Below are 25,505 nucleotides of genomic sequence, written 5' to 3'. Positions count from 1 at the left end.
CCATGAACAGCGTTGTAAAGACCTGGCTAGCCTTCGGGCTAGCCTTTTTCTTGACAGGGTGCGGTCAGGAAAGCACGGTCCAGTCGAAACCGGAGATCCATATCACCGGCAGCACCATGGGCACTTACTACTCCATCAAGGTGGCGGACAACGTCATCAGCGATGCAGCCAAGTTTCAGGCCGAGGTCGATGTACTGCTGGAGCGAGTCAACGATCAGATGTCCACCTATCGCCCCGATTCCGAACTGTCGCGCTTCAATCAGCACCACAGTTCGACACCGGTAGTGGTATCGCGGGACACCGCGCGGGTCATTACAGAAGCCATTCATATTGGCCGTGAGAGCCAGGGGGCGCTGGACGTCACCGTCGGCCCCTTGGTCAATCTGTGGGGCTTCGGTCCGGACAAACGGCCGACCAAGATGCCATCAGAGGAGCTGATCACCCAGACCCGTCAGAAGACCGGCCTGGGCAACCTGCACGTCATCACTTCGGTCGATGCCGACACCCTGCAAAAGGACATCCCGGATCTTTACGTTGATCTCTCCGCCATTGCCAAGGGCTTTGGTGTGGACAAGGTGGCCGAGAATCTGGAGTCTCTGGGTGCGCGCAACTATCTGGTGGAGATCGGCGGCGAGCTGCGGATCAATGGCGTCAACGGCAAGGGACACCCCTGGCGCGTTGCCATCGAAAAGCCGACAGCCAATGCCGGTTCGGTGCAGGAGGTGATCGTTCCGGGTGACAACGGAGTGGCCACTTCGGGCGAATATCGCAACTACTATGAGATGGATGGCCAGCGCTTCTCCCACACCATAGATCCACGCACCGGCAAGCCAATCCAGCACCGCATGGTGTCGGTCACCGTGATCCACCCCTCCTGCATGACCGCAGACGGGCTGGCGACCGTATTCATGGTAATGGGACCGGAGAAGAGCCTGGCCTATGCCAAAGAGCGCGGCCTGGCGATCTTCGTGATCACCAAGACGGACAACGGCTTTGAAGAGGCCTACTCCGATGCGTTCAAACAGTATCTGGTCAGGAAATAGGGAGGATAGATGCAGGTTTTTCTGATCACCTTCGGGGTATTCATGCTGGTGATAGCCGCCATGGCTATCGGCTATATCTTCCAGAAAAAATCCATCTCCGGCTCCTGTGGCGGTCTGGGGAGCGTTGGCATCGAGAAAGAGTGCGACTGCCCCGAGCCCTGCGACAATCGCAAGAAGAAGATGGCCAAGGAAGAGGCCCGTCGCAAGATGCTGGAAGAGAACCGCATCATCTGATGACTCTGATTGTTCGATAAACAAAAGCGCGCCATCGGCGCGCTTTTTACTGGGCGTTATCTTGCGTTAACGGTCAGGTTGACGTTCGATATAGAGGATCACCTCGCCAAGATGGATACCGAACTTGCTGATCTCGGCACGATTGATCAGACGATCTTCGTCCAGCAGATACATCCAGTCATCGAAGCTCACCCGCACTACCTCGCCATCCGGCAGCGCCAGATCAAGCTGATAACGCCAGTTGAGGGCAAACCCTTGGCTTTTACCCATCGCCTCCCCCACCACATCGGAAGCAGTACCTCGCCAGTGACCGTCAACCCCCTTGCTCAGATACCAGGTACGGGTCTGCTGGCGGCCATCATCAAAGTAGAACTGCTCGAACAGCTCTCCCTTGCCATCCTTCCAACGACCCACCATCTCGACCCGAAAGCGACTGGTCACTTCGCCGCTGCGGTCGGTTACCAGGCCGTGAGCCACTAATTTACCGTTGAAGAAACGGGCGAGATCCCAGTTTGGCCCCTGCCCCCGATAGTCATCGAGACTGGCACCACAGCCGCTCAGCAGCAAAAAAGGGAGCAACAGCAACCAGCGGTATGCACGATAGAAAAACATTGGAAACTCCATGTTCAGGGTTGGCCACGCAGGCGGCGGGTCAGGGCAGGATCGCGGCTGTTGTCAGCCAGCCAGATGGCGAGAAAAGCGGCCGAGAATTGCGGATCGGCCAGAGTGCCGAGGGGCTTCTCCTGCCACCAGAAGTGGCCTGTCCCACCCTTGTCGACATAGAAGGTAAGCCGGTCACCCGCCTGGATATCGGGCCAGAGTGCGGCGAGCTGGCCTAGCCAGCGCTGACGGTCGGCGTCAGAGCCAAGACCGAGTCGCTGCCACTCGGCGGCGGTGGCGCTCAGCAGATCTTGCCGCTCGATGGATCTGGCATAGGTGAGGGTCAGTGCCTGTGGATAGTGACCGGGCTGATAGCGCCCGCTCGCACTGTAGAGGGTGGCATCGTAGAGCTTGAACCAGAGCCAGTTCATCTCCCCCTGCCCGACCGGGCGCAGCTGCTGCCAGGGTGCGGCAGAAGCCTGCACCGCGGTTGCAGCAAAGAGCGTAAACGCCAGCAGCAGCGGGTTAATTCCACCCCATATGCCAGTGGTTGGGGTCTTCCAGTTCATGCCAATCCATCTCCTGTTCCTGCAGGGTGTTGATATCCTGCATCACCACCTGCACCAGCTGCCCCTGCGCATCCCGCTGGCAGGCAACCACCAGATAGAAGCGATCAGTCAGCTCATGCTGGCTCTCTTTGGTCCACTTGGAAAAAAGCAACGAGTCGGTCGAAAAGGTGTTTGTCATGACTCACCCTCCAGCTTGACCATTACCCACAGGAGTACGGGTAACCACCACATCCAGATCACAGCCAGCTGCGCCGAACTGATCCAGATGCCCCAGGGTAAGTGTACTGCCCCCATGGCGGCCCCCGCCACATAGGAGGAGGCACCACCAAATACGCCAAACAGTGCCTGCTGCCAGCGAGGCAAGCGCAGCAGCCAGCGCATACCGTGGGCCAGCGTCAGGGCAAAACCGAGCCAGAGCAGCACCAGCCAGAGGGGAAAACCGGACGGGAAACGGAACAGGCCGAGCTGCCAGAGCAGGGCATCCAGCAGACAGCCAGCAACCGCGATGGGGAGCAGCCGCCAGTCACGCAGGCGGCTGGGTGAGAAAATAAAGTGCAGCAGCAACATTGCCAGCAGCGGGCCCGGCTGCTGCCACTTCACCGCCAGCAACCAGTAGAGGTTGAACCCCAGCAGATGAGCCCACTGCCACATGGTCAGTGACCGCTTACTGGCACATCACCCGACCAGCCAGCGGGCCCCGGCTTGGCGGCCTCCAGCTGCACCAGACTGATGGTGCGCTCCCAGAATCCCCCCTCGCAATAGGCGAAGTAGAAGTGCCACAGCCGGATGAAATCCTGGCTGTAACCGAGCTTGGGCAGCTCGGGCGCCAGCGCCAGAAAGCGATCGCACCAGTGAGCCAGGGTGCGAGCATAGTGATGGCCGTGATCGTGCAGCCGCACCAGCTGCATATCGGTCTCCCGTGCCAGCAACCCCGCCATCTGGGAGACGCTCGGCAGGCAGCCACCGGGGAAGATGTAGCGCTGGATGAAATCAACCCCGCGCAGATACTGGGCATGACGCTGATCGGCGATGGTAATGGCCTGAATGAGCAGGCGGCCACCCGGCTTGAGCAACCGTGACAACTGGCGGAAATAGTCGGGCAGGAAGGCGTGGCCCACCGCCTCGATCATCTCGATGGAGACCAGCTTGTCATAGGTGCCCTCCAGCTTGCGGTAATCCTCCAGCAGCAAGGTGATGCGATCCCCCAGCCCCTCCCGCGCAATCCACTCCTTGGCGTAGTCATGCTGGGCCCGGGAGATAGTCGTGGTGGTCACCCGGCAGCCATAGTGGCGGGCGGCATAGACGGCGAGGCCGCCCCAGCCGGTGCCGATCTCCAGCAGATGATCGTCAGGGCCCAGCTCCAACCGCTCGCAGATGGTACGCAGCTTGGCCTGCTGCCCCTCTTCCAGAGTGGCGTCGGCGCTCGGGTAGATGGCGCTCGAGTACTGCATATGGCTGTCGAGAAACCCCTGATAGAGGGTATTGCCGAGATCGTAGTGGGCGGCAATGTTGGAGCGCGAGCCGGTCAGGGTATTGCGATTAAGCCAGTGGCGCACCTTATTGAACGGGAAACTGAGCCAGCCGAGGCGCCGCTCAAGGGAGTCGAGCAGGGTCAGGTTGCGGGCCAGCAGCCGCACCAGCGCCACCGGATCCGGGCTGGTCCAGAGCCCCTCCACCCAGGTTTCCCCAGCGGCGATGCTGCCTCCCAGCAACAAGCGACGATAGAAGGCCGGATCCTGCACCACCAGTTCGGCATGCAGATCGGTGCCCGCCACGCCAAAGCTGTGGCGCTCACCGCCATCCCGCAGCAGCAGCTGGCCATGTTCAAGGCGTCCCAGCAGATTGAGCAGCAGTTGCCTTGCCCCCTTGTCGATGAAAGAGGCAGAGAGGGTTGATTGAGCAAGTTCCATTAGCGGCTCTCCGGATGGGTAAAAATCGGGGTTCGTTTGATAAAAAGACGCAGGGCCTGCCAGTAGATCCCGAGCAGTACCTTCATGGTCATCCAGGGCCAGCGGGCCAGCAGGGCCACCAGCCCCTTGCGCGACAAGGGTTCGCGAGTGAGCGCCAGGGTTGCGTCAAACAGCTTGGCTTCACCGGATACGGGATGACTCTCGATATGGATCAGTGTCTCCTGCGCGGGCGGCCTGATCCGCCAGTGATAACGCATCGCCAGCCCCATAAAGGGGGAGACGTGAAAATCCTTATCATGGGGCGCCAGCGCCGCCAGATCCAGCAGGTAGTAGTGACGCTCGTTCCAGGGGGTGTTCGACACCTCCGCCAGCAGATAGCGCGCCTCGCCCTGCCGGTAGCAGAAGTAGAAGTTGACCGGACTGAAGTAGAAGCCCAGACAACGCACATTGCCGAGCAGCAGCACCCGCCCCTCGGGGTCGGCATCGCCCCCCAGTTCGCTCACCTTCTGCCACACCGCCTGCTTGAGGCTTCCCTCACTGCCCTTGAGATAATCATGGCGGTGAAACGAGAGCAGCCCCGAGCGCTCCACACCGAACCAGCGCCCCTGATCGAGCTGCGGCAGTTCGTCGAGATCCAGTCCCAGCATAAAGAGGCTGTAGGAGAAGGCGTGGGCCCGAGGTGCGAAACGGCGGTGGCGCACCGAACCCTGCCAGATGGCGCTAGTGACACCGGCCAGTTCGCCAGCGCCCTCATGTTCGGTGGCCACGGTGGCGCCGTTCATAGCTCGGCACCGAAGCGCCTGGCGACATCCAGCGCGCTGCGCACCCCATCCTCGTGGAAGCCGTTGTACCAGTAGGCGCCACAGAAATGGGTGTGCTGCTGGCCGCAGATCTCCGCGCGCCGCTGCTGAGCGGCGATGGAGGCCTGATTGAACACCGGATGGTGGTAGACGAAGCGGCGCAGTACCTTGCTCTCATCCACCTTGCCCTTGGGGTTGAGGCTGACGCAGAAGGGCTCCGGCGAGTTCACCCCCTGCAGGATGTTCATGTTGTAGCTCACCAGCGGCCGCGCCTCGTCATTGCCATCGAGCTGATAGTTCCAGCTGGCCCATGCCTTGCGGCGGGTGGGCAGGCAGCGAGCATCGGTATGGAGCCAGACATCGTTGGCCTGATAGGGCATGTCGCCGAGGATGGCCTGCTCCCGCTCGCCGGGATCCGCCAGCAGCGCCAGCGCCTGATCGCTGTGGCAGGCGAAGATCACCTCGTCAAACCGCTCCTCGCCGTAACTGCTCTGGATCACAACGCCATCCGCGTCCCGCCGTACGCTCTTCACCGGACAGGCGAGTCGGATCTGCGACTGCCAACCCGCGGTAAGGGGGCCGATATATTCCCGCGAGCCACCCGGGATCACGTACCACTGGGGGCGATTGGCCACATCCAGCAGGCCGTGGTTGGCAAAAAAGCGCAGGAAGAAGCCAAGGGGAAAGGCGCGCATATCGGCCAGGGTCGATGACCAGATCGCCGCCCCCATCGGCAAGATGTAGTGGCGGGCGAAGTAGTCGCTAAACTCCCCCGCCAGCAAAAAATCCCCCAGCGTCAGCTCGGGGCCAGCCCCCTGATGCTGACCATCCGCCAGCCAGGCCCGCGCCTCCCGGTTGAACCGCAAGATCTCGGCGACAAAGCCATAGAAGCGCGGACTCAGCAGATTGCTGCGCTGGGCAAACAGGGTATCGAGATTGTGGCCGTTGTACTCCAGCCCCTCCGGGCTCTTTACCGAGAAGCTCATCTCGGCCGGTTGGCGCGCCATGCCAATCCGCGCCAGCAACTTCAAGAAGTTGGGGTAGGTACGATCGTTGAAGACGATAAAGCCGGTGTCGATGGCATAGCTGCGGCCAGCCTGATTCACATCGACGGTGGCGGTGTGACCGCCCAGGGTCGGCGCCGCTTCGAACAGGGTGATGTCATGGAGTTTGTGGAGCAGAAAACCGGCGGTGAGCCCCGAGATCCCTGAACCGACGATGGCGATCTTTTTCTTCATGAATGGCTTCCTTTCGATACGAGTGCGCGGCCAAGGCGCAGCCAGAGCCCCACCGGCAGCGCACCAAGCAGGCGCAGCAACCAGATGAAACGGCGGGGAAAGTGGATCTGGTGACGACCAGCGGTCAGCCCGTCCATGATGGCGCGGGAGGCCTGCTCCACCGTCACCAGACAGGGCATGGGAAAATCATTTTTGGCGGTGAGCGGCGTCTGGACAAAGCCGGGGCGGATCAGGGTCACCCCGATCCCTTTGCTGGCCAAATCGAGGCGCAAGGTATCCGCCAGATAGTCGAGGGCCGCCTTGGAGGCGCCATAGGCCTCGGCTCGTGGCAGCGGCAGCCAGCTCACCGACGAACTGACGATGGCCAGCCGTGACCCAGCCCCTAGCAACGGCAAGAAGGCGGCCAGCGCATGGCCGGTAGCGGTCAGATTGGTGTCGATGACACGGGCAAACAGCTCGCTGTCAAACCCCTCGCCGACATCCATGTACTCGCAGTTGCCTGCGTTGAGGATTAGCAGATCGAGGGATGGCAGCGTAGCGGCTATCCCGCTCATTGCGGCCAGATCACGGGCATCGAACTGCAGCGGAGTGACGCCATCCAGCCCCAGCGCCTGCAGCCGTTCACCATCGCGGCCACAACCCCACACCTGCCAGCCGGCGCGCCGGTAATCCAGCGCCAACTGGCGACCTATGCCGGAGGTCGCGCCTGTGATAAGCACCCGGCCGCTCATGCGCCAAGCCTCATCTTGATGGTGCGAACCACTGGCCCGAGCAACGGCAACTGCTCGTAGAGCATGGCGCCCAGGTCAAAATAGTCCCTGTGCTGGCACACCTTGCCCGCCTCGTCGAATTCGAGGCGGGTGGCCCCCTCCACCGTCACCGGCTCACCACCACGCAATCTGGGGTGAGAGAAGGTCATGGTCCAGCCGAGCCAGGCCTGTGGCCCTTGCTGCTGCTGACTGGTGATGACGAAACGGCAGTAGGCGAGACGCTGATAGAGGGCGGCAAAATAGTCGCCAAGGGCCGCCAGCCCCTCGATACGGTGAGCCGGATCGATAAAGACCACCTGTTCGGCATAGACCTCGGGCAAGCGATGCAACTGCTGTTTGTCCAGTTGCTGATAGAGGCCAATAAAGCGGGCCAGCGGCTCGTTCATCCTATTTCTCCAGAGAGCGAAACATCTCGATGGCTCTCACCCGGGCAACGGCGTGATCCACCATGGGTGCCGGATAATCCTGTCGCCCCTTGAGTCGCAACCAGTCGTGGGGCTGATGCACATAAGCGGCGGGAATATCGGCCAGTTCAGTTACCCAGGTACGGATAAACTCCCCTTGTGGATCAAATCGTTGCCCCTGAGTGGTGGGGTTGAAGACCCGAAAGTAGGGCGCCGCATCGGCGCCGGTGCCCGCCGCCCACTGCCAGCCGCCGTTGTTGGCCGCCAGATCCCCATCGATGAGCCGACTCATGAAGTAATCCTCCCCGAGCCGCCAGTGGATATGGAGATCCTTGGTGAGAAAGCTCGCCACTATCATCCGCAGCCGGTTGTGCATCCAGCCGGTGGTGTTGAGACAGCGCATCGCCGCATCGACGATGGGGTAGCCAGTGCGCCCCTCGCACCAGGCGGCGAAGGCATCCGGATCCCAGCTCCACGGCAAGTCCGCCGTCTCGGACTTGAAGGGGCGATTCATGGAGAGAGTCGGGATCAGCACCAGCAGGTGGCGATAGAACTCGCGCCAGATAAGTTCGTTGAGCCAGACAAAGCCGGGCTGAGCCTTGGACTGAGGCCGATGGCCGAGCCGCTGCTGGAGCGCCGCCACACACTGACGGGGGCTGATGATGCCGGCCGCCAGATAGGGGGAGAGCACGGACGTGCCCGCGATGGCAGGAAAATCCCGGGTCTCGCCATAGTCGAGCACCGCCTGCTCCAGGAAAATGTTCAAACGACGCAGAGCTTCCGCCTCCCCCACTGGCCAGCGGGGATCCGCCGTCAGCTCGCCGAGCGCCTCATCAACCCACGCACGTTCGGCCAGCGGCTGCCACGGCAACGACTCGCCACGGGACGCAGGAGCGCGATGAATGACAAACCCCTCTTCATCGAGGGCCTTGAGCCAGGCTCGGCTGAAGGGGGTGAACACCTTGAACATCTCACCCGAGCCGGTCAGCACCCGCCCCGGCGGCAATACGCAACAGCCGTTGAGCCAGTGACAACTCACCCCCTGCTCTGCCAGCGCGGCGCTGACGGCGTGATCGCGGCGCTGCTCGTCGATCTCGATAGCCTGATTGGCGTAGAGCTGGGTCACCCCCTGCTCGCGGCAGAGGCCTGCCAACGCTGCGGGCACCTCGGCAAAAGTCTCCACTCGCAGCAGATGGAGCGGGATGCCAAGCGCCGCCAGCTCGCGCCCCAACTCATCCACCTGCGCCAACATAAAGCGCTGACGAATGGGGGCCATTTTGTGCTGCCGCCACTGGGTGGGGGAGATGATAAAGAGAGCGGCAACCGGTTCGTCACCGGCGCAGGCATGCCGCAGCGCGGGGTTGTCGGCAAGGCGCAGATCGTTGCGAAACCAGACCAGTTTCATGATTTTTTCCTCCCGCGTCCGCTGGCGCCAGCCGCAGCAGGCGCGTTCGCCATCAGCTCGGCAAGGCTCGCCTGCCAGCCGTGTGCTTTAAGCCACTCATCATCGTAGAGACGGCCCAGTTCGCCAAACAGGCGCGTGCCTGCAGGCCACCCGGCGGCCAGCTCCGGTTTGCCAAGACCAGCTCCCAGCAGTACCAGCCAGGGGGTAACGGCACGCCCCTCAAGCAAGCTGGCATGGCGGGGCTCCACCGCTCCCAGCAGTTGCACCTCATAACCCTGACCGATCAGCTCGTAGGCGGTCCAGACCAGATCGAGGGGGCCAACCTGTCCCCAGCTCGCCAGCGTGATCGGAACGCCCTTCTCCTGCTCGATCAGGTGGCGGGCGAAGCGGGTATGGAGCCAGCCCAGCCACACCTGTTGCAGCAGCTCGCCATCGGGCCGCTCGCGCCACAGCCCCAGCAGCCGCTCCACAAGCGGTTGCAGTACCCGGCTGCGCACCAGCTCGAACGGGTAGCTCGCCAGCAGATCGTTGAGCTCAGCCTCCGCCTTGCGCTGGTTGAAGGCGAGCAACGCCTGACTGAACTGCTCCAGGGTCTGCTGCCAGTGATCGCTCACCGGATCGGAATGGGGTTCGCTCAGGAGCCCCTTCACCTGCCCGATACTCACTCCCCGCTCCAGCCAGCTCAGGATCTCGCCGATTTGGAGGATATCCTGCTCGCTGTAGAGGCGGTGGCCCTTTTCGGTGCGGGCCGGTTGCACCAGACCGTAGCGGCGCTGCCAGGCACGCAGGGTCACGGCGTTGACGCCGGTGAGACGGGAGACCTCGCGAATGGGGTAGATCCCCTCATCAGCGAGAGGAGCAACTTCTTGCGATAAATCAGACATGACAACGTCCATCAAACAGAGGGGTAAAGCACCCCGGCGCAAACCATGCGCCGGGGCAACAGAACGGATTCAGAGCCCGTAACGCAGCTTGAGCGTATCGGGGTGCGGATTGAGATAAACCTGCTCGGCGAGATAGGGATTGGGGTACTCGCGCAGGTAGTGACGGATCAAGGTGAGCGGCACCAGCAACGGGAAGATACCGGTGCGGTACTTGTCGATGGTATCGGCAAGCTCCTGCTTCTGGGCCGGGGTCAGCACCCGCTTGAAGTAGCCCTGCAGGTGCATCAGCACATTGGTGTGGCTGCGACGGTTGGCCCGCAGGGTCAGCGCCGTCATCAATCCCTTGATGTAGTTGTCGGCCACCTCCTGCAAATTGGTGGACTTGCCCAGATTGCCGAGCAGCTTGCCAAGCGCCCGGTAGTGGGTGGTGGCGTGGGAGAGCACCAGATACTTGTAGCGGGAGTGGAAGCGGATCAGCGCAGAGGCGGTGATGCCGCGGGCGCAGAGCTGCTGCCAGTCGTGGTAGGCAAAGACCCGCAGCACGAAGTTCTCGCGCAGGATGGGGTCGCACAGGCGGCCATCCTCTTCCACCGGCAGCAGGGGGTTGGCCTCCATCAATGCCTTGGCAAAGAGGCCGATCCCCTCCTTGGCGCTCCCCTCGTTGTTGGCGCCATAGACCTTGACCCGCTCCATACCGCAACTGGGTGATTTGGCACAGAGGATATAACCGGAGATGAAGTCAAGCTGGCGTGCCTTCTGCTCGCTGAAGGCGATCAGCTTTTCGGTGACATCGAAGCTACCGTTGCTCGCCTCGGCACGGATCTCGCCGTTGCGCTTGACCAGCCGGATGGCGGCACGGGGCGCCCCCAGACCGATAGCCATCTCGGGACAGACGGGGTGATAGTCAAAGTGAGCGCCAAGATCCCGTTCGCAGAAGCTGGAGCGCTTGTGGCCCCCATCGAAACGTACCTCTTGTCCCAGCAGGCAGGCACTGATACCGACTTTAATCTTGTACATGATGACGCCCCTTGTATAAGCATTGATTCAGTTATAGCAGTTATACAAAAAAATGAAAGTTGTATAACTATTTGCGACTGATACGACACAAGGAGAAAAAAGGGATCACCGGAAAAAGAAAAAACCCATGGCGAACGCCATGGGTAAAAGTCAAGACACTACGGACTACGGGAAGGGGGATTAGAAGCTGTACTTCACACCCAGGCTGGAGATGGAACCTTTTTGCAGATCCCAGTTGCGATAGGTGTAGTCGGCAGTCAGCGCCCAGTTCTGGTTGAGCTTGTAGGCACCGCCCACCTTGAAGTCGTGCATATCGTCGGTCATGTTGGCGTAGCGATAAGCGGTAGAGAGCTCGATGTCGCCGATGTCGTAGCGCAAGCCCACTTCACCGTACATGCTGCCGCTATCCTTGCGAGCCACTTCGTCCCATCCCTTGTTGTTCTTGGCCAGCTCACGCTCAAGTTGATAGCCCATCAAACCGGTTTCGCCATAGAGATTGAGTCCTGTGCTCAGCGGGGTAAAGACACCGATACCCAGGCTGGAAATGGACATGCTGTCATTGCCGTCGTTGCGGGAGGTGAATTCGGTTCCGGCACGACCGTAGAAGTTGGAGCCAAAGCTCTTTGAGAGGTCCAGGCTCAGACCACCAAAATCACGGGTACCTTTGCTGGCAGCATCACGGGGAAATGCAGCGCTGTCTTGGCTAAGGTAATCAGACTTGGTGTGCGCCCAGGTCAAACCGCCCTTTGCGTAGCTGAACGCATCCTGTGCCAGAGCGGAAGTAGAGGCGAAACCGGCCAGAACCAGAAGAGATACAGTTGCTTTTTTCATGATGATAACTCCATGTGATTGGGCCCGTTGCTAGCGAGCTGGTATGGAGTCATTGTGCGGTCAGCATCCCGGCTTGCCGAGCGGCAAGCTGTTGCAAAACCATGTCAGATGTAAGCAGATATTTCCCGAGATGTCAGGGGTAACAAATTGCCGGCCCAATCGGTTTGCATGGGCCGGACAACACCAAATCAGCGGAAGACCACCTCATCAATTTCGACCCTGACCAAGGGCTGCCCGGTCAATCCGGCAGGACGGGGGATCTCGAGGGCCAACGACGGACGGACTTGCCCCTTGCGCAGATAGGTCTCCGGCAGGCGGTTCTCGGCAACCCAGAAACGGGCCTCCTGACGGCTCAGCTGCACTCCGTCAGCACTGAACAGGGTCACCATGCCACGCACCCCGACCACATTGCGGGTGCCGGTATTGCTCACCATAAAGGTCAGCACCAGCGGGTCAGATCCCTCGATCTTGTCCAGCTTGACCACCACACCGTCGCGTGCTGCTTGTGACAGCAATTCGGGGTTGGCCTTGGCCTGATCGGTCAGCACCGGAGCAGCAACGGCCACCACGGCCCCAGCCTTCCCATCAGCAGCCACGCCCTGTACGGACTCGGCCGGTTTGACCACCAGATACTCCCAGGTAAAGTCATCGTTGAGCTGAACCTGCCGACCATCGGGCAGCGTCACCCGAGAAAGAGGGGCAGCCTGCGCCAACACGGGGGAGAGGCACAGGGCAATCAGCAGACGGGAGAAGGGTTTCATAGGGCGAAGCTCGGCAACAGGTGAAAGGGCGACAGTATAAACAGTCCCGCCACCCCTTGCCTATGACGGCACTCACGTTCTGGCTCCGGCGTCGCTTGCCCACGGGCTAGATGGCAAGATCGTGCCGCTCTTTGTGCGCCATATCCAGAGTCACCAGATCGAACTCGGTCCTCTTGAGGGCAGAGAGAATATCCGATTGCATATCAAAGGCCTGAGCACGCTGATGCTCGGGCAGACGCACCCGGGCCAGGGTGGTAGAGCAGTCGCACAGGGTATGGAAAAAGACCTGCGCCTCATCCAGCCCCATGTCGGCCAGCATCTGTTCGGCCTGATCCACCATTCGTAGATAACGTTGCTTCAACTGCCGTGGATTGGTGAAGCGATTGCTGAGGCAACCGTTGCTCCCTTTGCCCCAACGACCGAGCTGACGCTTGTTGAAGCCATAGCGAAAATCACGGCTCATCACCCCGTTATCGGCAAAAAACCAGATGGTGTTGGCAGGCAGTGAGCCGAACTGGGCAAGATAGTCATCACGCTCCTCCACCGCGGCCGGAACCAGCAACGGCAGATGAGCCCATTCCGGACGAGCCTGCACATACTCACCAATGCGGCGAACCGGATCGATCAACCCCTCCATATTCGGCAGGCGATCGCAAAAGATGATTTCGTCACTCTTGATGACCCAGTGATCGATGCCATAACGCTGGCAATAACGGCGGGCTCGGGCCACTTCGCTGCGGCTGCGGGTCGGATTATCGAGGGTGATGGCGCGGATCTTGATCCCGCTGGCACGGCACAAATCGATGCTGTAACAGGATTCCAACCGCCCCGAAAAAGAGACTATCAGCTCGTCAAAATTTGCCAGTCGCTCAATCAGCTGCAGCTCCCTGGCTTGAAAAGAGTGATCATATCCCTGATTCAAGACAACAACATTGGCATCCATTAAACAGCTCCGGATGATAAACAGGTGGCTTATTGTGCGGGAAACAAGCTGAATAGGCCCTTACAGAGTCAGGTTAAAATTAAAACTTGATGATTATTTCCCGTGATTCATCCATAAAATCAATACCTTGAGCGTCATACACTCGCAATCTGGCCTGATGTACCCGATGGGCTCGCAAAAAGCCCTGCGCCTGATCCAGCGAGGTGAAGGTCAGGTGCTCCCCCTCGCTGTCGGTCAGACAGAGGTACTCCCCTTCCGCCTCGATACAGAGCTGATAACCACTGCCATCCTTGCAGGCGATGATCAGGGTTGCCTCGGGATAGTGACTGAGCCAATTGCGAAACCGGCCATGCTCCATAGTACTCCTGGAGGGGCATCACCCCTTGTCGGTGACAGGCAAACTGCCCAGCTCACCCAGTTGCTGACGGCAACTCGCCACGTCGGTAAAGACGATCCCCCTGATGCCGAGGGCCTCGGCGGCCGCAATATTGGCGGGACTGTCATCAATAAAGATGCACTCTGCCGGTTTCAGATCAAACGACACCAGCAGATAACGGTAGATATCCGGCTCCGGCTTCATCATCCGCACCCGCGCCGAGACCACCTTGCCGCTGAAAAAGCGCCAGAAATCCTGATGCTGCTCCAGCCAGTCGATGCTGGCGTGCCCCATGTTGGAGAGGGCATAGAGCGAATGGCCCGCTCCGTGCAGCTCGGCTATCAGGGTTAGCATAGCGGGATCTGGCAGCAGGGAAGCGGGAACTGCCTGTAAAATGGCCAGATTCTCCGCCGTCGAGAGGCCAGTGCGCGCTTGCGCTTCCCGGGCCATGTTGTGGAGCGACATGGTGCCTCTGTCTACCTCCAGCCAATCCGGGTGGTTAAAGAGCTGCTCGGCCAACTGTTCGGCCCCTTGCGGACCACGCACCGAACGCACTATACCTACCGGATCCCAGCTCACCACCACCCGTCCCAGATCGAAAATAATCGCCATCGTCTTTACCTCCCCCACGGGGTGTCAGTCATCAAAACAGAGTCAATAGAACATCGCTCATACGCCATTTTCTTAACCGGATACCCTGCCCCCATCCCCGCCCGCGGGCAAGTTTTACTTGCATCAGACCGGCAAATCCCTTAATGGTTATGACGTTACTTCAAGGACACACCTATGCACGCACCATTCTTCTTTGCTTTCTCGTTTATCCGGCCCGCTTGAGGGAAGGCCTGTCGTCGTGTGAACAGAAAGCAAAGACGAATCGAGCCTCCCCTAGCGGAGGCTTTTTTTTGCATTAATATCAATCGATTACTTGGATAGGGAACAATCATGGCAACGCTCGACGAGATCAGACAAGACATCACCCGGTTGGATCAGGAGCTGCTTGCCCTGCTGGCGAAACGCAAGGCCCTCAGCATCGAGGTCGCCCGTGCCAAGCAAGCCAACCCGCGCCCCATTCGTGACCACCAGCGGGAGCAGGAGCTGCTGGTTGCCCTGATCCAGAAAGGGCGCGTGCTGGGGTTGGATGCCCAGTACATCACTCGCATCTATCACACCATCATCGAAGACTCTGTGCTCTCCCAGCAGGCCTATCTGCAGAGCCTGCTCAACCCGGAGCAGCAGGAGCCGATGACCAGCGTCGCCTATCTTGGGCCGCGCGGTTCCTATTCCAGCCTGGCCGCACGCAAATATCTGGCGCGCTACAAGGATCAGGTGATCGAAGTAAACTGCCAGAACTTCCGTGAAGTACTGGATGCGGTGGAGTCGGGTCGCGCCGCCTTTGGCGTGCTGCCCATCGAAAACACCAGCTCGGGCTCCATCAACGAAGTCTATGACGTGATGCAGCACACCAGCCTCTCCATCGTCGGTGAGCTGACCTACCCCATCGAGCACTGCATCCTCACCGCCGTGCCGACCGAGCTGGGCCGCATCAAGACCTTCTATGCCCACCCGCAGGTATTCCAGCAGTGCTCCCATTACCTCAGCAAGCTGGAAGGGGCACGCCACGAGATCTGCGACTCCTCCTCCAGCGCCATGATGAAGGTCAAAGAGCTGGCGAGCCCAGAGGCGGCGGCCATCGGCAGCGCGGCTGGCGGCGAGCTGTATGGGCTGGACGTGCTGGCCGAGCAGCTGGCCAACCAGAAGGAGAACTACAGCCGTTTCATCGTGGTGGCGCGCAAGCCCATCGACGTGGCACCGCAGATCCCGGCCAAGACCACCCTCATCATGTCCACCTCCCAGAAACCGGGCTCCCTGGTGGAGGCGCTGCTGGTGCTGCGCAGCAACGAGATCAACATGACCAAGCTCGAGTCCCGCCCGGTGCAGGGCAACCCCTGGGAGGAGATGTTCTACCTGGATGTCTCCGCCAACCTGCAGACCCCGGCGATGCAGGCTGCACTGGTGGAGCTGACCAAGATCACCCGCTATATCAAGGTGCTTGGCTGCTACCCGAGCGAGGATGTGAAACCCACCGCAGTGCCGCCGGTGCTGATGGGAAGCTAACCAGCCCACAACGACAAAAGGCGAGCACCCTGCTCGCCTTTTTTTGATGCCTGTTTTCAGGTCAGGCAATAACTCAGAACTGACCAGCCATCAGCTGATTGATGTTGTAGAGGGCGCGGGTATCGAGCTCCATCTCGGTGGCATAGGTGTTGCCGCGTGGATAAGAGGCCACCACCCGGGCACCGCGCACCACGCCTGCTACCGACACATCGAGCGAGTTGGAGGTCTGGGTCAAGTCACGATAGCTGCTCTGGCCGCGGACCTGCTGACCATTGAGCTGCTCGGCCAGCTCGCGATAAGCATCCATCTTTGAAGCGCGAATGGCTTGCAGCATCTTCTCCGGCTGGGAGGGGCCGGGCTGGATGTCGATCACCGCATAACCCACCGCCTTGAGCACCGGAAAATCATCGGGCTTGCCACCCTGGGTGTAATCCACCACCCGGTTACCGCTGCAACCGGTGAGCAAGAGTGCCAACAGGCAACCAAACAGGATCTTCATGACTCGCTCCTCACGGGGTCAGGTTGACCAGATGACCGCCCGGCCGGGCCTGACTGTCACGCATCAGATAACCGCGATTGATCGATGCCCGACCAAACGAATTGTTGGCACCGAACAGATATTTTTGCGGGATCAGGCTCTGGGCCGTGGTCTCCACCATCTTGGTGCGCATGTCGATAACGCGGGCATTGACCAGAATTCCCTTGCTGTTGCGGCTGAAGGTGCCGACCAGAATGCGGGAGATCGGCAAACGGGAAGAGAGCTCCTTATAGTTGCGGCTCAGCACGAAGTCCCCCTGCGGCGTCACCTTGATGCTACCGGTCAGCTTGAAGTCCACCACCACCTCGCCGCGACGATTGAGCTCGTAGATAAAGCTCTCCTCAATCTGCTGCCCCATCCAGTTGGTATCCTGCAGGGTATCGAGATCGACGAAAGAGGCCACCGCGATGGGTTCGGTCAGGGTGGTCAGCGATTTGCGCTCCATCAGCTGATCGGTCATGCGCGCCACCAGCCAGTTGAGTTCCATCCCCTGCGCCGCCTGGCGGGGGTCACCCTGATCCCGATTGATAGGGTCGGAGCCACACCCGGTCAATGCCAGGGCGAGCGCCAACGCCGTGATGAGTTTGTTCATGGATACCTTTCCTGTATCTGCACCTGACTTATTATCGGACGCGCCGGACAAAGCTTGAGCCGGGAATGAGGCATGATTCTTGCTTTTTAATGGACATCGTCAGCGCCAACGTGCGCTGCCACTTGGAACATGTTGTGATCCATGTCGGCCAGCAAGCGCCATTTCCTCAAAATGGCTCGGCTGCCCGCCAACTCAAGGTATCTGCTATGAAATTACCGCTGCTGTTGACCCTGCTGCTGGCCAGCCTGAGCGCCCGAGCCGAGCTTATAGAAGCGCAGGGCAGCGCCGCCATTCTGGGGGGCGATGAGGTCTATGCCCGCGAGCAGGCGACCCGCGACGCCCTGCGTCAGGCGCTGCTGGCCAGCGGCGCGGCCGTTTCCAGCGTCCAGCGTCTGGAAAATGGCAGCCTTCGCTCCGAGCAGATCCAGATCCGCTCCGGCGGCGACATTCGCCAGTACCGGCTCAAGCGGGAAGAGGTGCGCAACGGCCGCATGTATATCACACTAGTGGCCGACATTCAGGCCGAGCGCCAGATCTGCCAGACCCAGCACTTCGCCAAGGATTTGACACTGGTGAGGCTGCGGATGCGCTATCCGGACCAAGCCAGCTACGGCGCCATGGACGACATGCCGGAAAACCTCTCGCGACGACTGTTCGAGACTCTCGCCAACGCGCCGCAAGGGGTCGCGGTGCGCCAGTGGCTGGATGAAAACCTGCGCATCGATCCGCTCCATCTGCAACAGGGGGATCGCAGCGCCCTCGAGGAGATCAAGGCGCTCAGCCTGCGTACCGACAGCCAGTATCTGGTGCTCGGCAGCATCGACGATCTCTCCATCGAGCCGCAAGGCAACCAGCTGACCAGCTGGTATGAGGATCCGGTGCGCAACTTTCGCATGCAGCTCTACCTGTTTGATGGCATCAACGGCACTCTGGTCAACCGCAAGGTCTACGAAGGGCGCGCCACCTGGACCTTTGGCAAGCGGGAGCAAGTGGGCAGCAGCAGCGGCCAGTTCTGGCAGTCAAGTTATGGCCAGGAGGTCAACTACCAGTTGCAACAGGCAGCTCAGGATCTGGTAGCCCAGCTCACCTGCGCCCCGGTCACCGCCCGGGTGGTCGGCCAGAACGAACGCGGCCCCTACATCAATCTGGGACGACGCAACGGCGTCAAGCTCGGCGACCAGTTCAGGATCCAGCACAATGCCGACTTCATCGACCCCTACGGCAAGTCCCGCATGATGCGTAACCCGGCCGACGGCCTGTTTGAGGTAGTACAGGTATTCGACGATGGCGCCATCATCAGCAGCCAGAACAAATATTCGCCGTTTAACATCCAGAATGGGGATTTGGCTGTATTGGAATAGGTGCCAGAGAGTTACCGGCGCTTACGGCATCTCCCGAGTTTCCCGTTGTTATGGTTCACCAGTGGATTGGTATCGGTCAGTTTCCCAACACCTGACGCAACCTCTCCTGCGCAACGCCCACCAGCAGGTCGGGCTGGAACTTGGAGATAAAGCGATCACAACCCACCTTCTTGACCATGGCTTCGTTGAAGTTGCCGCTCAGGGAGGTATTGAGGGTAATAAAGAGATCGGACATGCGCGGATCACTGCGCACCTCGTGGGTCAGCCGGTAGCCGTCCATCTCAGGCATCTCGGCATCGGTGATCATCAGCAGGATCTCGTTGGTCACCTTCTTGCCAGCATCGCACCACCCCTTGAGCAGGGTCAGCGCCTGCAAGCCATCCTGACACTCGATAACCTCGAGTCCCAGCTGGCCAAGAGTCTCACGCACCTGGGTGCGGGCGGTGCTGGAATCATCGACGATCAGCACCTTGCGGCCGTGCATCTCGGGCAGGATCTCCCGATCCAGCACCTCTTCGGAGATGCGGATGTCATAGGTGATGATCTCCGCCAACACCTTCTCCACATCAATGATCTCGACAATCTGATCGACGCCATCTTCCGGAATGCGGGTGATGGCGGTGAGGTAATTGGCGCGCCCGGCGGAGCGCGGCGGTGGCAAGATATCCTTCCAGGTCATGTTGACGATATTGGCCACCTGCCCCACCAGAAAGCCCTGAATGGTGCGGTTGTATTCGGTGATGATGAGGTTTGATTCACTGTCGATGGGCATGGGGCGCATACCAATGGCACTGCGCAGGTTGATCACCGGGATCGAGGTGCCGCGGATATTGGCCACCCCGCTGATATTGTGATGGGAGCCCGGCATCTTGCTGAGATGGGGCAACTTCACCACTTCCCTCACCTTGAAGACGTTGATGGCGAACATCTGGCGGGTGCCGAGACGAAACATCAACAACTCAAGGCGGTTTTCCCCCACCAGTTGAGTTCGTTGATCAACGGAATCCAATATACTCGCCATACGCTGATATCCATCTGATTATTAATCGACTCTAGTATAGAGGCTGCCTGCCAGGAAGGGCAGGCGCATTTTCAACCAGAGTGACCAACCAGATAAAAAAAGTGAGGCCGAAGCCTCACTTATATCATTGATTTTAAAGTCAATAACTACAGACAGACTTCCAACTGCCGTCGCTTGCCTTGGGCTCGCTGCTGGTCCACCAGTTGGCCTGCCACACCATCTTGTTATGGGTGATGCGATCACCACCATTGGCATGATCCCCCTGCGGCCAGTTCGGGTAAGCCTTGTAGGAGGCCGGGTTGACGTTCTGGCTGCTGCAGGTGGCGCCGCCCGGGTTCTCACCGCCACCATTGCTGCCCAGCACGGCCTCCGGCAGGGTCGGGAACTCAGCCTTGAGGCCCGCGGTCTGGGTGCCGCTGATGATGCGGATTCCGCTCGGTACACCGGCGGCCGGCAGATAGTAGGTCATCGCCACTTCCACGTCGCTGCCCGGCGCCCAGGCCTTCCAGGTCGGCAGCGTAAAGGCCGCCTTGTGGAAGTCCTTCTCGTTGGCGATACCGTCGGAGTTCTGGTTGCCACCGCTCTCCACCACTTTCAGCCCCATCCCGCTCTGGTCGGTGATGGTGTCGGAGGTGGAGGTGGGCACCAGGAACTCGATGCGAGTACCACCCGGAATGGTCTGGGTCGAGTTGTTGGTGAGCTTCAGGGTCGGGTTGACCGGGTAGTTGGAATCCCCCTCCTTGAAGCCGGAGAGGCTCACCACGATGTCGAGCTGGGCAGTTGGCGCCGCCAGATCGTTTTGCCTGGTGTCGTACTTGGTCGCCTTGGCGAACTTGTCGTAGGCGAGCGTGGTCAGGGTATCCCCCATTCCGTACTCGTTCTTGGCCGGATCGAAGGCGTAGTCACCCGCCATCTCCCAGAACATGACCCCGCCCAGGCCCCGCTTGATGATGTAGTCGAGCTTGTGGCCCATGGAGTCTTCATCTTCGGTTGAGAGGAACACCTTCTTCTCTTCATTCCACAACCAGGGCGCCTGCGCCTTGTCATCGTAGTAACGCACGTACTTGCCCTGCATCACGTGAGCCGGGTTGTTGGGATCCAGACCCCAGGCCTGACCGTAGCTCGGCATGGTGGTGATACCCAGGCTGGCGGCATTCTCCAGGTTCTTGGCGTGCCACATGGGTACGGCACCACCGCCGATCTCCTTGCCGTTCTTGTCGAGATCATGCCAGATGTTGTCGATACCGACCGCCCCGTTGCCGCACGGAATGGTGCTGCCACCGGTACCCGGCTGACAATCGCTCTGGCTCGGCAGGGCTGCCTTGCCGGCCAGGCCGTGAGTGCCACCGCTGACCCCTTGCCAGCCACGGGTGTAGTAAGGCACGCCCACGTTGATCTTGCCGGCCGCTAGGGCACCACGGAAGTAGTGGGCAGACCAGGCCGCGTTGAGGTAGCCGATACCGCCAAACTGGCTCTGGGTATAGACGCCCCAGTGGGCAAGTTCGGCATCTGCCTTGTTGTCGAACAGGGCGGCGTTGTGACCGACGAAATGGTTCCAGGCGCCGTGGAAGTCGTAGGTCATCAGGTTGACGTAGTCGAGGTACTGGGTGACCTGGAAGTTCTCCATGCCGCGCAGCAGGTAGGCCGAGGCCGGCGAGGCGATGGTCAGCATATACTTGCGACCATCCTCGCTGCCGGCGCTGTCGAGCTTGCTGCGCAGAGTCTGCATCAGCACCTTGTAGTTGGCAAACAGCTTGCCACGGCACTGGTTGGAGAGCGGGAAGTCGTTGGGGTTGCCCGCATCCTTCATCGAGGTGGGGTATTCGTAGTCGATATCGACCCCATCAAAGCCGTACTGGCGGATAAAACTCACCGCCGAATCAGCCAGGGTGTTGATACCGGCAGTATTGACCGAGCAGTCACCCTTGGTGGTGGCGGTATAGAAGCCGCGGGTATCGGCCCAGCCCCCCACCGAGATCAGGGTCTTCACGTCCGGATACTGCTTCTTGTACTTCGACAGCAGGTTGAAGTGGCCCTTGTAGGCAAACTCCGGATCCATCTCGGCACCCGGCACGCCATCCCAGGTCATCTTGGTCGCCGAGTCATCCACCTTGATGGTGTGGCTCTGCTCGTCCACCGCCGCGAAGGCGTAGTTGATGTGGGTGATCTTGCTCCACGGAATGTCGCTCACCAGATAGGCGGGCAGACCGTTCTTGCCAGTGCGCCAGGAGGTGAAGTAGCCGATGACCCGGCGGGCATGGTCATCCCCCATGCACTCGTAACCATCCGGGCGATAGATCTGGCGAATGTCACAAGAGAGGTTGCCACCGGTGGGCGGCAGCGCTGCCTCCTCGACAGTGACGGTCACCGCTGCTGACTCGCCGCTCAGATTGGTCTTGTCAGTGGCCACCAGCTTGAGGGCGGCACTCCCTTTGGCATCCGGTGTCCAGTTCACCTGCCAGGGGGCACTGGTATCTTCGCCCACCTTCTTGCCGTCGACATAGAGCTCGACTTTGGCCACATCGTTGTTGGCATCGGTGACGTTGCCGCTCACCGCCACACTGCGACCCAGCGTCACCTTGGCTCCATTGGCCGGGCTGCTGATGCTCGCCTTGGGCGCCTCTGGCGCCACCACGGCGGCGACGTTGAAGCTCGAATCCGCCTCGCTCAGCACTTTGCCATCTTTATCCAGCGTGCGAGCTTTGAGGGTATGGCCTCCCACTCCGGCGGCGCTCCAGCTGGCACTCCATGGCGAGGCGCTCGCCGTGGCGACCAGCTTGCCGTCGACAAGATATTCCACCCGGGCCAAGGCCGTTACCGGGCCGCTCAGGGTCACTGCCAGCGCCACGCTGGCTCCTTCGTTGAAGCTGGCACCGGCAGCCGGTGAGCTGACTGCCACACCGAGCGCAGGAGGGGGCACCTCGCCACCATAGGGCTTCCAGGCATCTGCCCAGACCACACCTACCCCCGGCTCATAGTGATAGGGGGATGCCCCGCACCAGCCTGAATAGGGAAATTCTTTGCACTCGTAGAGGGCACCGACGTTGCTGACGATATCGCCAGCCTTGTAGGCAGTACCTGATTTATAGGCGGGATAAGCGGCCTGAGCCCAGGCGGGCGCAGCCGCAAGGGCGACCAGCATGGCAAGCCTGCTGGGTCTGAAGAGCTGTTGCATATTGTTATCTTCCTTGTTTTGTCTTGGCATTGGTCACCAAGGCAAAGAACAATCGCAACCTGCATGATGGGCGCAGACAACTGGCAATGGACCTGCCACAAAAACCACCCCTCACCCAGGGAAACCCCGCTATCTGGATCCACGATCGAGACCGGAAGCATTGCGCCCCGACATCACTGCCGGTTTGCCCTTTACCTGGGTTCCGTGAGGAACGAACCCAGTATAGGAAGGCGACAAGATCCCCTCAATCTTTATTCTCAAAGAGAATTATCCCCTGCCACAAAAGCGTCATGATCACAGGGTTAGAATTGATTGAATTATCAAAAAAATCATACTGTTACTGGGATCATAAAAACGCTTTTCCTCATCTTCCCAGATTCGTTTAATGTGCGTTGGCTCACTGGTATGACATGCCAGAAATGTGACAATGCGCGCCCTTGGTCAACGAGCCAAGGCTATGGAATCACTGGCAAAAATAAAAAAGGAACACCTATGAAAGGTACTCGTACCCTGCTGTCGCTGGCCGTGGGGCTGGCACTTGCATCCTCAGGTGCCCATGCGGCATTTGTCTGCCCGTCCGATCCGGCTCAACTCACCCCCATCCCGACCATTCAGGGCACAGGCTCCGCCAGCGCGCTGGCCACCCAGACCGTGACCGACAAGAACGGCAATGTGACCGGTAAAATCAGCACGGGCACCTTCAACGTTCGCGGTATCGTGACAACGCTGGGCCAAAGTCTGACCAAGGGTTTCTATCTGACCGACCCGGTGGGTGATGGCAATCCGGCCACCTCTGATGGCATCTTTGTCTATCTGAACGACAAGGAGTTTGCGACCAACTATGCCGACATCAAACCGGGGGCAGAACTCTGCCTTGAAGCCAAGGTCGAGGAGTATTACGGCGGCACCCAGCTCAAACCCACCTTCGAATCCAGCAAAGCCCGCCTGCAGGTCACAGCGCAAGGACTGGCGGTGCCGACCAGCGTACTGCAGGTCAATGAAGGGGAGACGCTGGCTCAAGCGCTCAATCGCCACGAAGGGATGCGGGTACGTCTCGACAGCAGCAGTGACCTGCACCTGACCCGCAACTATGGCTTCGACTACAAGGTCTATCGCAACAACGTAGAGTTGGCCCACAAAACCCCGCTGATCAAACCGACCCAACTTCATGTTGCCAACAGTGCGGACGCTGTCGCACTGGCCACCCAAAATGGCAGCAACCGTCTGGTGGTTGAGTCTGATTACAAAGCACCGGATGGCGTACTGCCCTGGTTCCCGAGCTGGGATGCCGATCAGGGATATCTGCGCATCGGTGATCAACTGACCGGGCTGGAGGGGGTGATCGTATACAACAAGGATGCCTTCCGTCTGGTAGTACCGAGCGATATCACCCTGACTGCCGGTGCTCTGCTGCGTAGCCCTGAAGAGGATCGTCAAGACGCGCCAGCTCGCCTCGCTGGCAGCGATCTGCGGATCGGCAGCTTCAACGTACTCAACTACTTCACCAGTCACTCCAGCATTGGCGGCGCACTCAATATCCTGTGCAAGGATCAGGCGGATGCCGACAACGCCAAAGGTTGCAACCGGGGTGCCAAGAGCCAGCCCGAGTTCGAGAAGCAGCGCACCAAGATCGTCAATGCCATTACCGCAATGGATGTCGATCTGCTCGGCCTGATGGAGATGGAGAACAACGGCTTCGAGGATAACTCGGCCCTCAACAATCTGGTGACCCGCCTCAACGAACAGCAGAAGGATGCGAGCAAACACTACGCCTATGTGCGTCTGCCGGTCACTACCCTTACCGATGGCAAGTTCTTCGGCGGAGACGCCATCATGGTGGCGATGATCTACCGTCCTGCCCTGCTCACCCCCAGCGGAGATGCCAGCGTCATCAAGCTGCCGGAGCAGCGCTACACCACAGGTGGTGTGGCCAAGACAGCCGGTCAGCGCGATTCTCTGGTTCAGACCTTCACCCTCGCCAAGAGCAAGGAGCCGCTGACGCTGGTGGTCAACCACCTCAAATCCAAGGGGTCAGGCTGCTACGAAAATGGCGATGGCAAGACAGAACCGGCCGACCTGCAGGGCAAGTGCACCGAGTTCCGGGTCTCTGCCGCCAAGGTGCTGGGTGAGGCGGTCAGCAAACTGCCGGGCCAGGTGCTGCTGGTGGGCGACTTCAACTCCTACGCCAAGGAAGATCCGATCCGGGTGCTGACCGACTACAACCCGGCCACCAGCGAGCGGAAGATCGTATCGGCCTCCCACACCTTTATCGGTGAGCAGCCCTATGAACAGCTCGGTCGCGAAGTGACTCGCAGCTACGGCCTGATCGATCTCAACGTCAAATTCAACAAGGAGAAAGCCATCTCCTACAGCTACGACGGGGAGCTGGGCACCCTGGACTACGCCCTCGCCAACCCGGCGCTGGCCAGCAAGGTGGCAGGTGTCGCCGACTGGCACATCAACTCCTTCGAGAGCTCCCTGTTCGAATACGGCAGCCAGTACACCGGCACATTGCTCAAGTCTGACAACCCCTTCAGTGCCTCCGACCATGATCCCATCATCGTCGACCTGAGACTGGAGAGCGATGCCACCAAACCGGACACCTCCTCAGGCGGTGGTGCGCTGGGACTCGGCCTGCTAGCCCTGTTGCCACTGGCCTGGCGACGTCGCCGTTAACCACAGGCGCATTTGAATAGTGCAAGCAAAGCCCGCGACTCTCGCGGGCTTTTTCATTCAGGTCATTGGATTTACAAATGAAAGGCGCGGACGTATGGAGAAAATAAATGATGGAGAAAACAAAAAGGCCACCGCGATGCGGTGGCCTTATTGCTTCTTGTAACAAGAATTTGGTGGAGCTACGCGGGATCGAACCGCGGACCTCTTGCATGCCATGCAAGCGCTCTCCCAGCTGAGCTATA

26 protein-coding genes, 1 riboswitch and 1 other annotated feature are annotated in these 25,505 nt (G+C 60.0%); of the genes, 5 read left to right on the top strand and 21 right to left on the bottom strand.

The genetic code is table 11. The annotated features are described in order from the left end of the window. Positions 1-2: 2 nt before the first annotated feature. Positions 3-1,043, top strand: a complete 1,041-nt coding sequence (locus G5380_RS16180) for an FAD:protein FMN transferase (protein ID WP_421352914.1) — start codon at positions 3-5, stop codon at positions 1,041-1,043. 9 nt (positions 1,044-1,052) lie between these two features. Beyond that, complete coding sequence (gene nqrM / locus G5380_RS16175; RefSeq protein ID WP_216951909.1) at positions 1,053-1,277, top strand: (Na+)-NQR maturation NqrM; 225 nt, start codon at positions 1,053-1,055, stop codon at positions 1,275-1,277. 66 nt (positions 1,278-1,343) lie between these two features. Here nqrM and G5380_RS16170 read toward each other — a convergent pair whose 3' ends face one another. From G5380_RS16170 to G5380_RS16090, 17 genes are all read right to left on the bottom strand, one after another. Beyond that, positions 1,344-1,889 carry a DUF3833 domain-containing protein gene (locus G5380_RS16170; protein ID WP_216951910.1) on the bottom strand — a complete coding sequence of 182 codons (546 nt, stop codon included), beginning with the start codon at positions 1,887-1,889 and terminating at the stop codon, positions 1,344-1,346. Between the two features lie 14 nt (positions 1,890-1,903). After that, positions 1,904-2,446: a chalcone isomerase family protein gene (locus G5380_RS16165; RefSeq protein WP_216951911.1), complete on the bottom strand. Its 543-nt coding sequence runs from the start codon at positions 2,444-2,446 to the stop codon at positions 1,904-1,906. Further along, positions 2,403-2,624: a TIGR02450 family Trp-rich protein gene (locus G5380_RS16160; protein ID WP_005338671.1), complete on the bottom strand. Its 222-nt coding sequence runs from the start codon at positions 2,622-2,624 to the stop codon at positions 2,403-2,405. Before G5380_RS16160 ends, G5380_RS16165 begins: the two co-directional genes overlap by 44 nt. Continuing rightward, positions 2,621-3,097: a DUF2878 domain-containing protein gene (locus G5380_RS16155; protein ID WP_064338593.1), complete on the bottom strand. Its 477-nt coding sequence runs from the start codon at positions 3,095-3,097 to the stop codon at positions 2,621-2,623. The genes G5380_RS16160 and G5380_RS16155 overlap by 4 nt, the downstream gene beginning before the upstream one ends. Before the next feature lie 2 nt (positions 3,098-3,099). Then, positions 3,100-4,356, bottom strand: a complete 1,257-nt coding sequence (locus G5380_RS16150) for a cyclopropane-fatty-acyl-phospholipid synthase family protein (protein ID WP_335841662.1) — start codon at positions 4,354-4,356, stop codon at positions 3,100-3,102. Next, positions 4,356-5,138, bottom strand: a complete 783-nt coding sequence (locus G5380_RS16145; RefSeq protein WP_268011947.1) for a DUF1365 domain-containing protein — start codon at positions 5,136-5,138, stop codon at positions 4,356-4,358. Before G5380_RS16145 ends, G5380_RS16150 begins: the two co-directional genes overlap by 1 nt. Beyond that, entirely contained in the window at positions 5,135-6,394 is a 1,260-nt protein-coding gene (locus G5380_RS16140; RefSeq protein WP_421209767.1) for an NAD(P)/FAD-dependent oxidoreductase, read from the bottom strand. Before G5380_RS16140 ends, G5380_RS16145 begins: the two co-directional genes overlap by 4 nt. Continuing rightward, positions 6,391-7,125 carry an SDR family NAD(P)-dependent oxidoreductase gene (locus G5380_RS16135; protein ID WP_201945729.1) on the bottom strand — a complete coding sequence of 245 codons (735 nt, stop codon included), beginning with the start codon at positions 7,123-7,125 and terminating at the stop codon, positions 6,391-6,393. Before G5380_RS16135 ends, G5380_RS16140 begins: the two co-directional genes overlap by 4 nt. After that, complete coding sequence (locus G5380_RS16130; RefSeq protein WP_139410959.1) at positions 7,122-7,550, bottom strand: nuclear transport factor 2 family protein; 429 nt, start codon at positions 7,548-7,550, stop codon at positions 7,122-7,124. The genes G5380_RS16135 and G5380_RS16130 overlap by 4 nt, the downstream gene beginning before the upstream one ends. A 1-nt stretch (position 7,551) precedes the next feature. Then, the gene (phrB, locus tag G5380_RS16125) at positions 7,552-8,973 is read right to left on the bottom strand and encodes a deoxyribodipyrimidine photo-lyase (RefSeq protein ID WP_421352913.1); all 1,422 of its coding nucleotides are present in this window, start codon (positions 8,971-8,973) and stop codon (positions 7,552-7,554) included. Continuing rightward, a complete protein-coding gene (locus G5380_RS16120) occupies positions 8,970-9,857 on the bottom strand; it encodes a MerR family transcriptional regulator (protein WP_421352912.1) in 888 nt (295 codons plus the stop codon). Before G5380_RS16120 ends, phrB begins: the two co-directional genes overlap by 4 nt. Before the next feature lie 69 nt (positions 9,858-9,926). Then, positions 9,927-10,874 (bottom strand): YbgA family protein, encoded by a 948-nt coding sequence (locus G5380_RS16115; protein ID WP_005343644.1) that lies wholly within the window; start codon positions 10,872-10,874, stop codon positions 9,927-9,929. A gap of 180 nt (positions 10,875-11,054) precedes the next feature. Further along, complete coding sequence (locus tag G5380_RS16110) at positions 11,055-11,705, bottom strand: outer membrane beta-barrel protein (RefSeq protein WP_216951918.1); 651 nt, start codon at positions 11,703-11,705, stop codon at positions 11,055-11,057. Between the two features lie 188 nt (positions 11,706-11,893). After that, a complete protein-coding gene (locus tag G5380_RS16105) occupies positions 11,894-12,466 on the bottom strand; it encodes a DUF3157 family protein (RefSeq protein WP_227341230.1) in 573 nt (190 codons plus the stop codon). A 106-nt stretch (positions 12,467-12,572) separates the two neighbouring features. Next, on the bottom strand, positions 12,573-13,409 hold the full coding sequence (locus G5380_RS16100) for a hypothetical protein (RefSeq protein WP_227341232.1): 837 nt from the start codon (positions 13,407-13,409) through the stop codon (positions 12,573-12,575). A 79-nt stretch (positions 13,410-13,488) separates the two neighbouring features. Next, the gene (locus tag G5380_RS16095) at positions 13,489-13,767 is read right to left on the bottom strand and encodes a DUF6482 family protein (protein WP_216979354.1); all 279 of its coding nucleotides are present in this window, start codon (positions 13,765-13,767) and stop codon (positions 13,489-13,491) included. Between the two features lie 18 nt (positions 13,768-13,785). After that, complete coding sequence (locus tag G5380_RS16090) at positions 13,786-14,397, bottom strand: HAD family hydrolase (RefSeq protein ID WP_216951922.1); 612 nt, start codon at positions 14,395-14,397, stop codon at positions 13,786-13,788. Between the two features lie 170 nt (positions 14,398-14,567). Further along, positions 14,568-14,689 (top strand) — a sequence feature (Phe leader region). A gap of 38 nt (positions 14,690-14,727) precedes the next feature. Here G5380_RS16090 and pheA point away from each other — a divergent pair. Then, positions 14,728-15,900, top strand: a complete 1,173-nt coding sequence (gene pheA / locus G5380_RS16085) for a prephenate dehydratase (protein ID WP_421352911.1) — start codon at positions 14,728-14,730, stop codon at positions 15,898-15,900. A gap of 73 nt (positions 15,901-15,973) precedes the next feature. Here the strand turns inward: pheA and G5380_RS16080 are convergent, their stop codons facing one another. Further along, a complete protein-coding gene (locus G5380_RS16080) occupies positions 15,974-16,399 on the bottom strand; it encodes an LPP20 family lipoprotein (RefSeq protein ID WP_064338605.1) in 426 nt (141 codons plus the stop codon). A 10-nt stretch (positions 16,400-16,409) separates the two neighbouring features. Beyond that, the gene (locus tag G5380_RS16075) at positions 16,410-17,030 is read right to left on the bottom strand and encodes a FlgO family outer membrane protein (RefSeq protein WP_005338718.1); all 621 of its coding nucleotides are present in this window, start codon (positions 17,028-17,030) and stop codon (positions 16,410-16,412) included. Between the two features lie 206 nt (positions 17,031-17,236). Between G5380_RS16075 and G5380_RS16070 the strand changes: the two genes are divergently transcribed. Then, positions 17,237-18,391 (top strand): flagellar assembly protein FlgT, encoded by a 1,155-nt coding sequence (locus G5380_RS16070; protein ID WP_058058270.1) that lies wholly within the window; start codon positions 17,237-17,239, stop codon positions 18,389-18,391. Positions 18,392-18,467: 76 nt separating this feature from the next. On the opposite strand, the gene G5380_RS16065 is transcribed toward G5380_RS16070, so the two are convergent. Further along, positions 18,468-19,412: a chemotaxis protein CheV gene (locus G5380_RS16065; protein ID WP_216951924.1), complete on the bottom strand. Its 945-nt coding sequence runs from the start codon at positions 19,410-19,412 to the stop codon at positions 18,468-18,470. A gap of 139 nt (positions 19,413-19,551) precedes the next feature. Continuing rightward, positions 19,552-22,587 (bottom strand): glycosyl hydrolase family 18 protein, encoded by a 3,036-nt coding sequence (locus G5380_RS16060; protein ID WP_421352910.1) that lies wholly within the window; start codon positions 22,585-22,587, stop codon positions 19,552-19,554. A gap of 116 nt (positions 22,588-22,703) precedes the next feature. Next, positions 22,704-22,786, bottom strand: a riboswitch (cyclic di-GMP riboswitch). 293 nt (positions 22,787-23,079) lie between these two features. On the opposite strand from G5380_RS16060, the gene G5380_RS16055 reads away from it, so the two are divergent. After that, positions 23,080-25,263, top strand: a complete 2,184-nt coding sequence (locus G5380_RS16055) for an ExeM/NucH family extracellular endonuclease (RefSeq protein ID WP_421209776.1) — start codon at positions 23,080-23,082, stop codon at positions 25,261-25,263. The last annotated feature ends 242 nt before the right edge of the window (positions 25,264-25,505 follow it).

It is taken from the genome of Aeromonas sp. 604443, from assembly GCF_049170315.1.
Lineage (GTDB): Bacteria > Pseudomonadota > Gammaproteobacteria > Enterobacterales > Aeromonadaceae > Aeromonas > Aeromonas veronii_A.
Note: the sequence above shows the minus strand (reverse complement) of the source record. Positions and strands in the feature narration are given on the sequence as shown.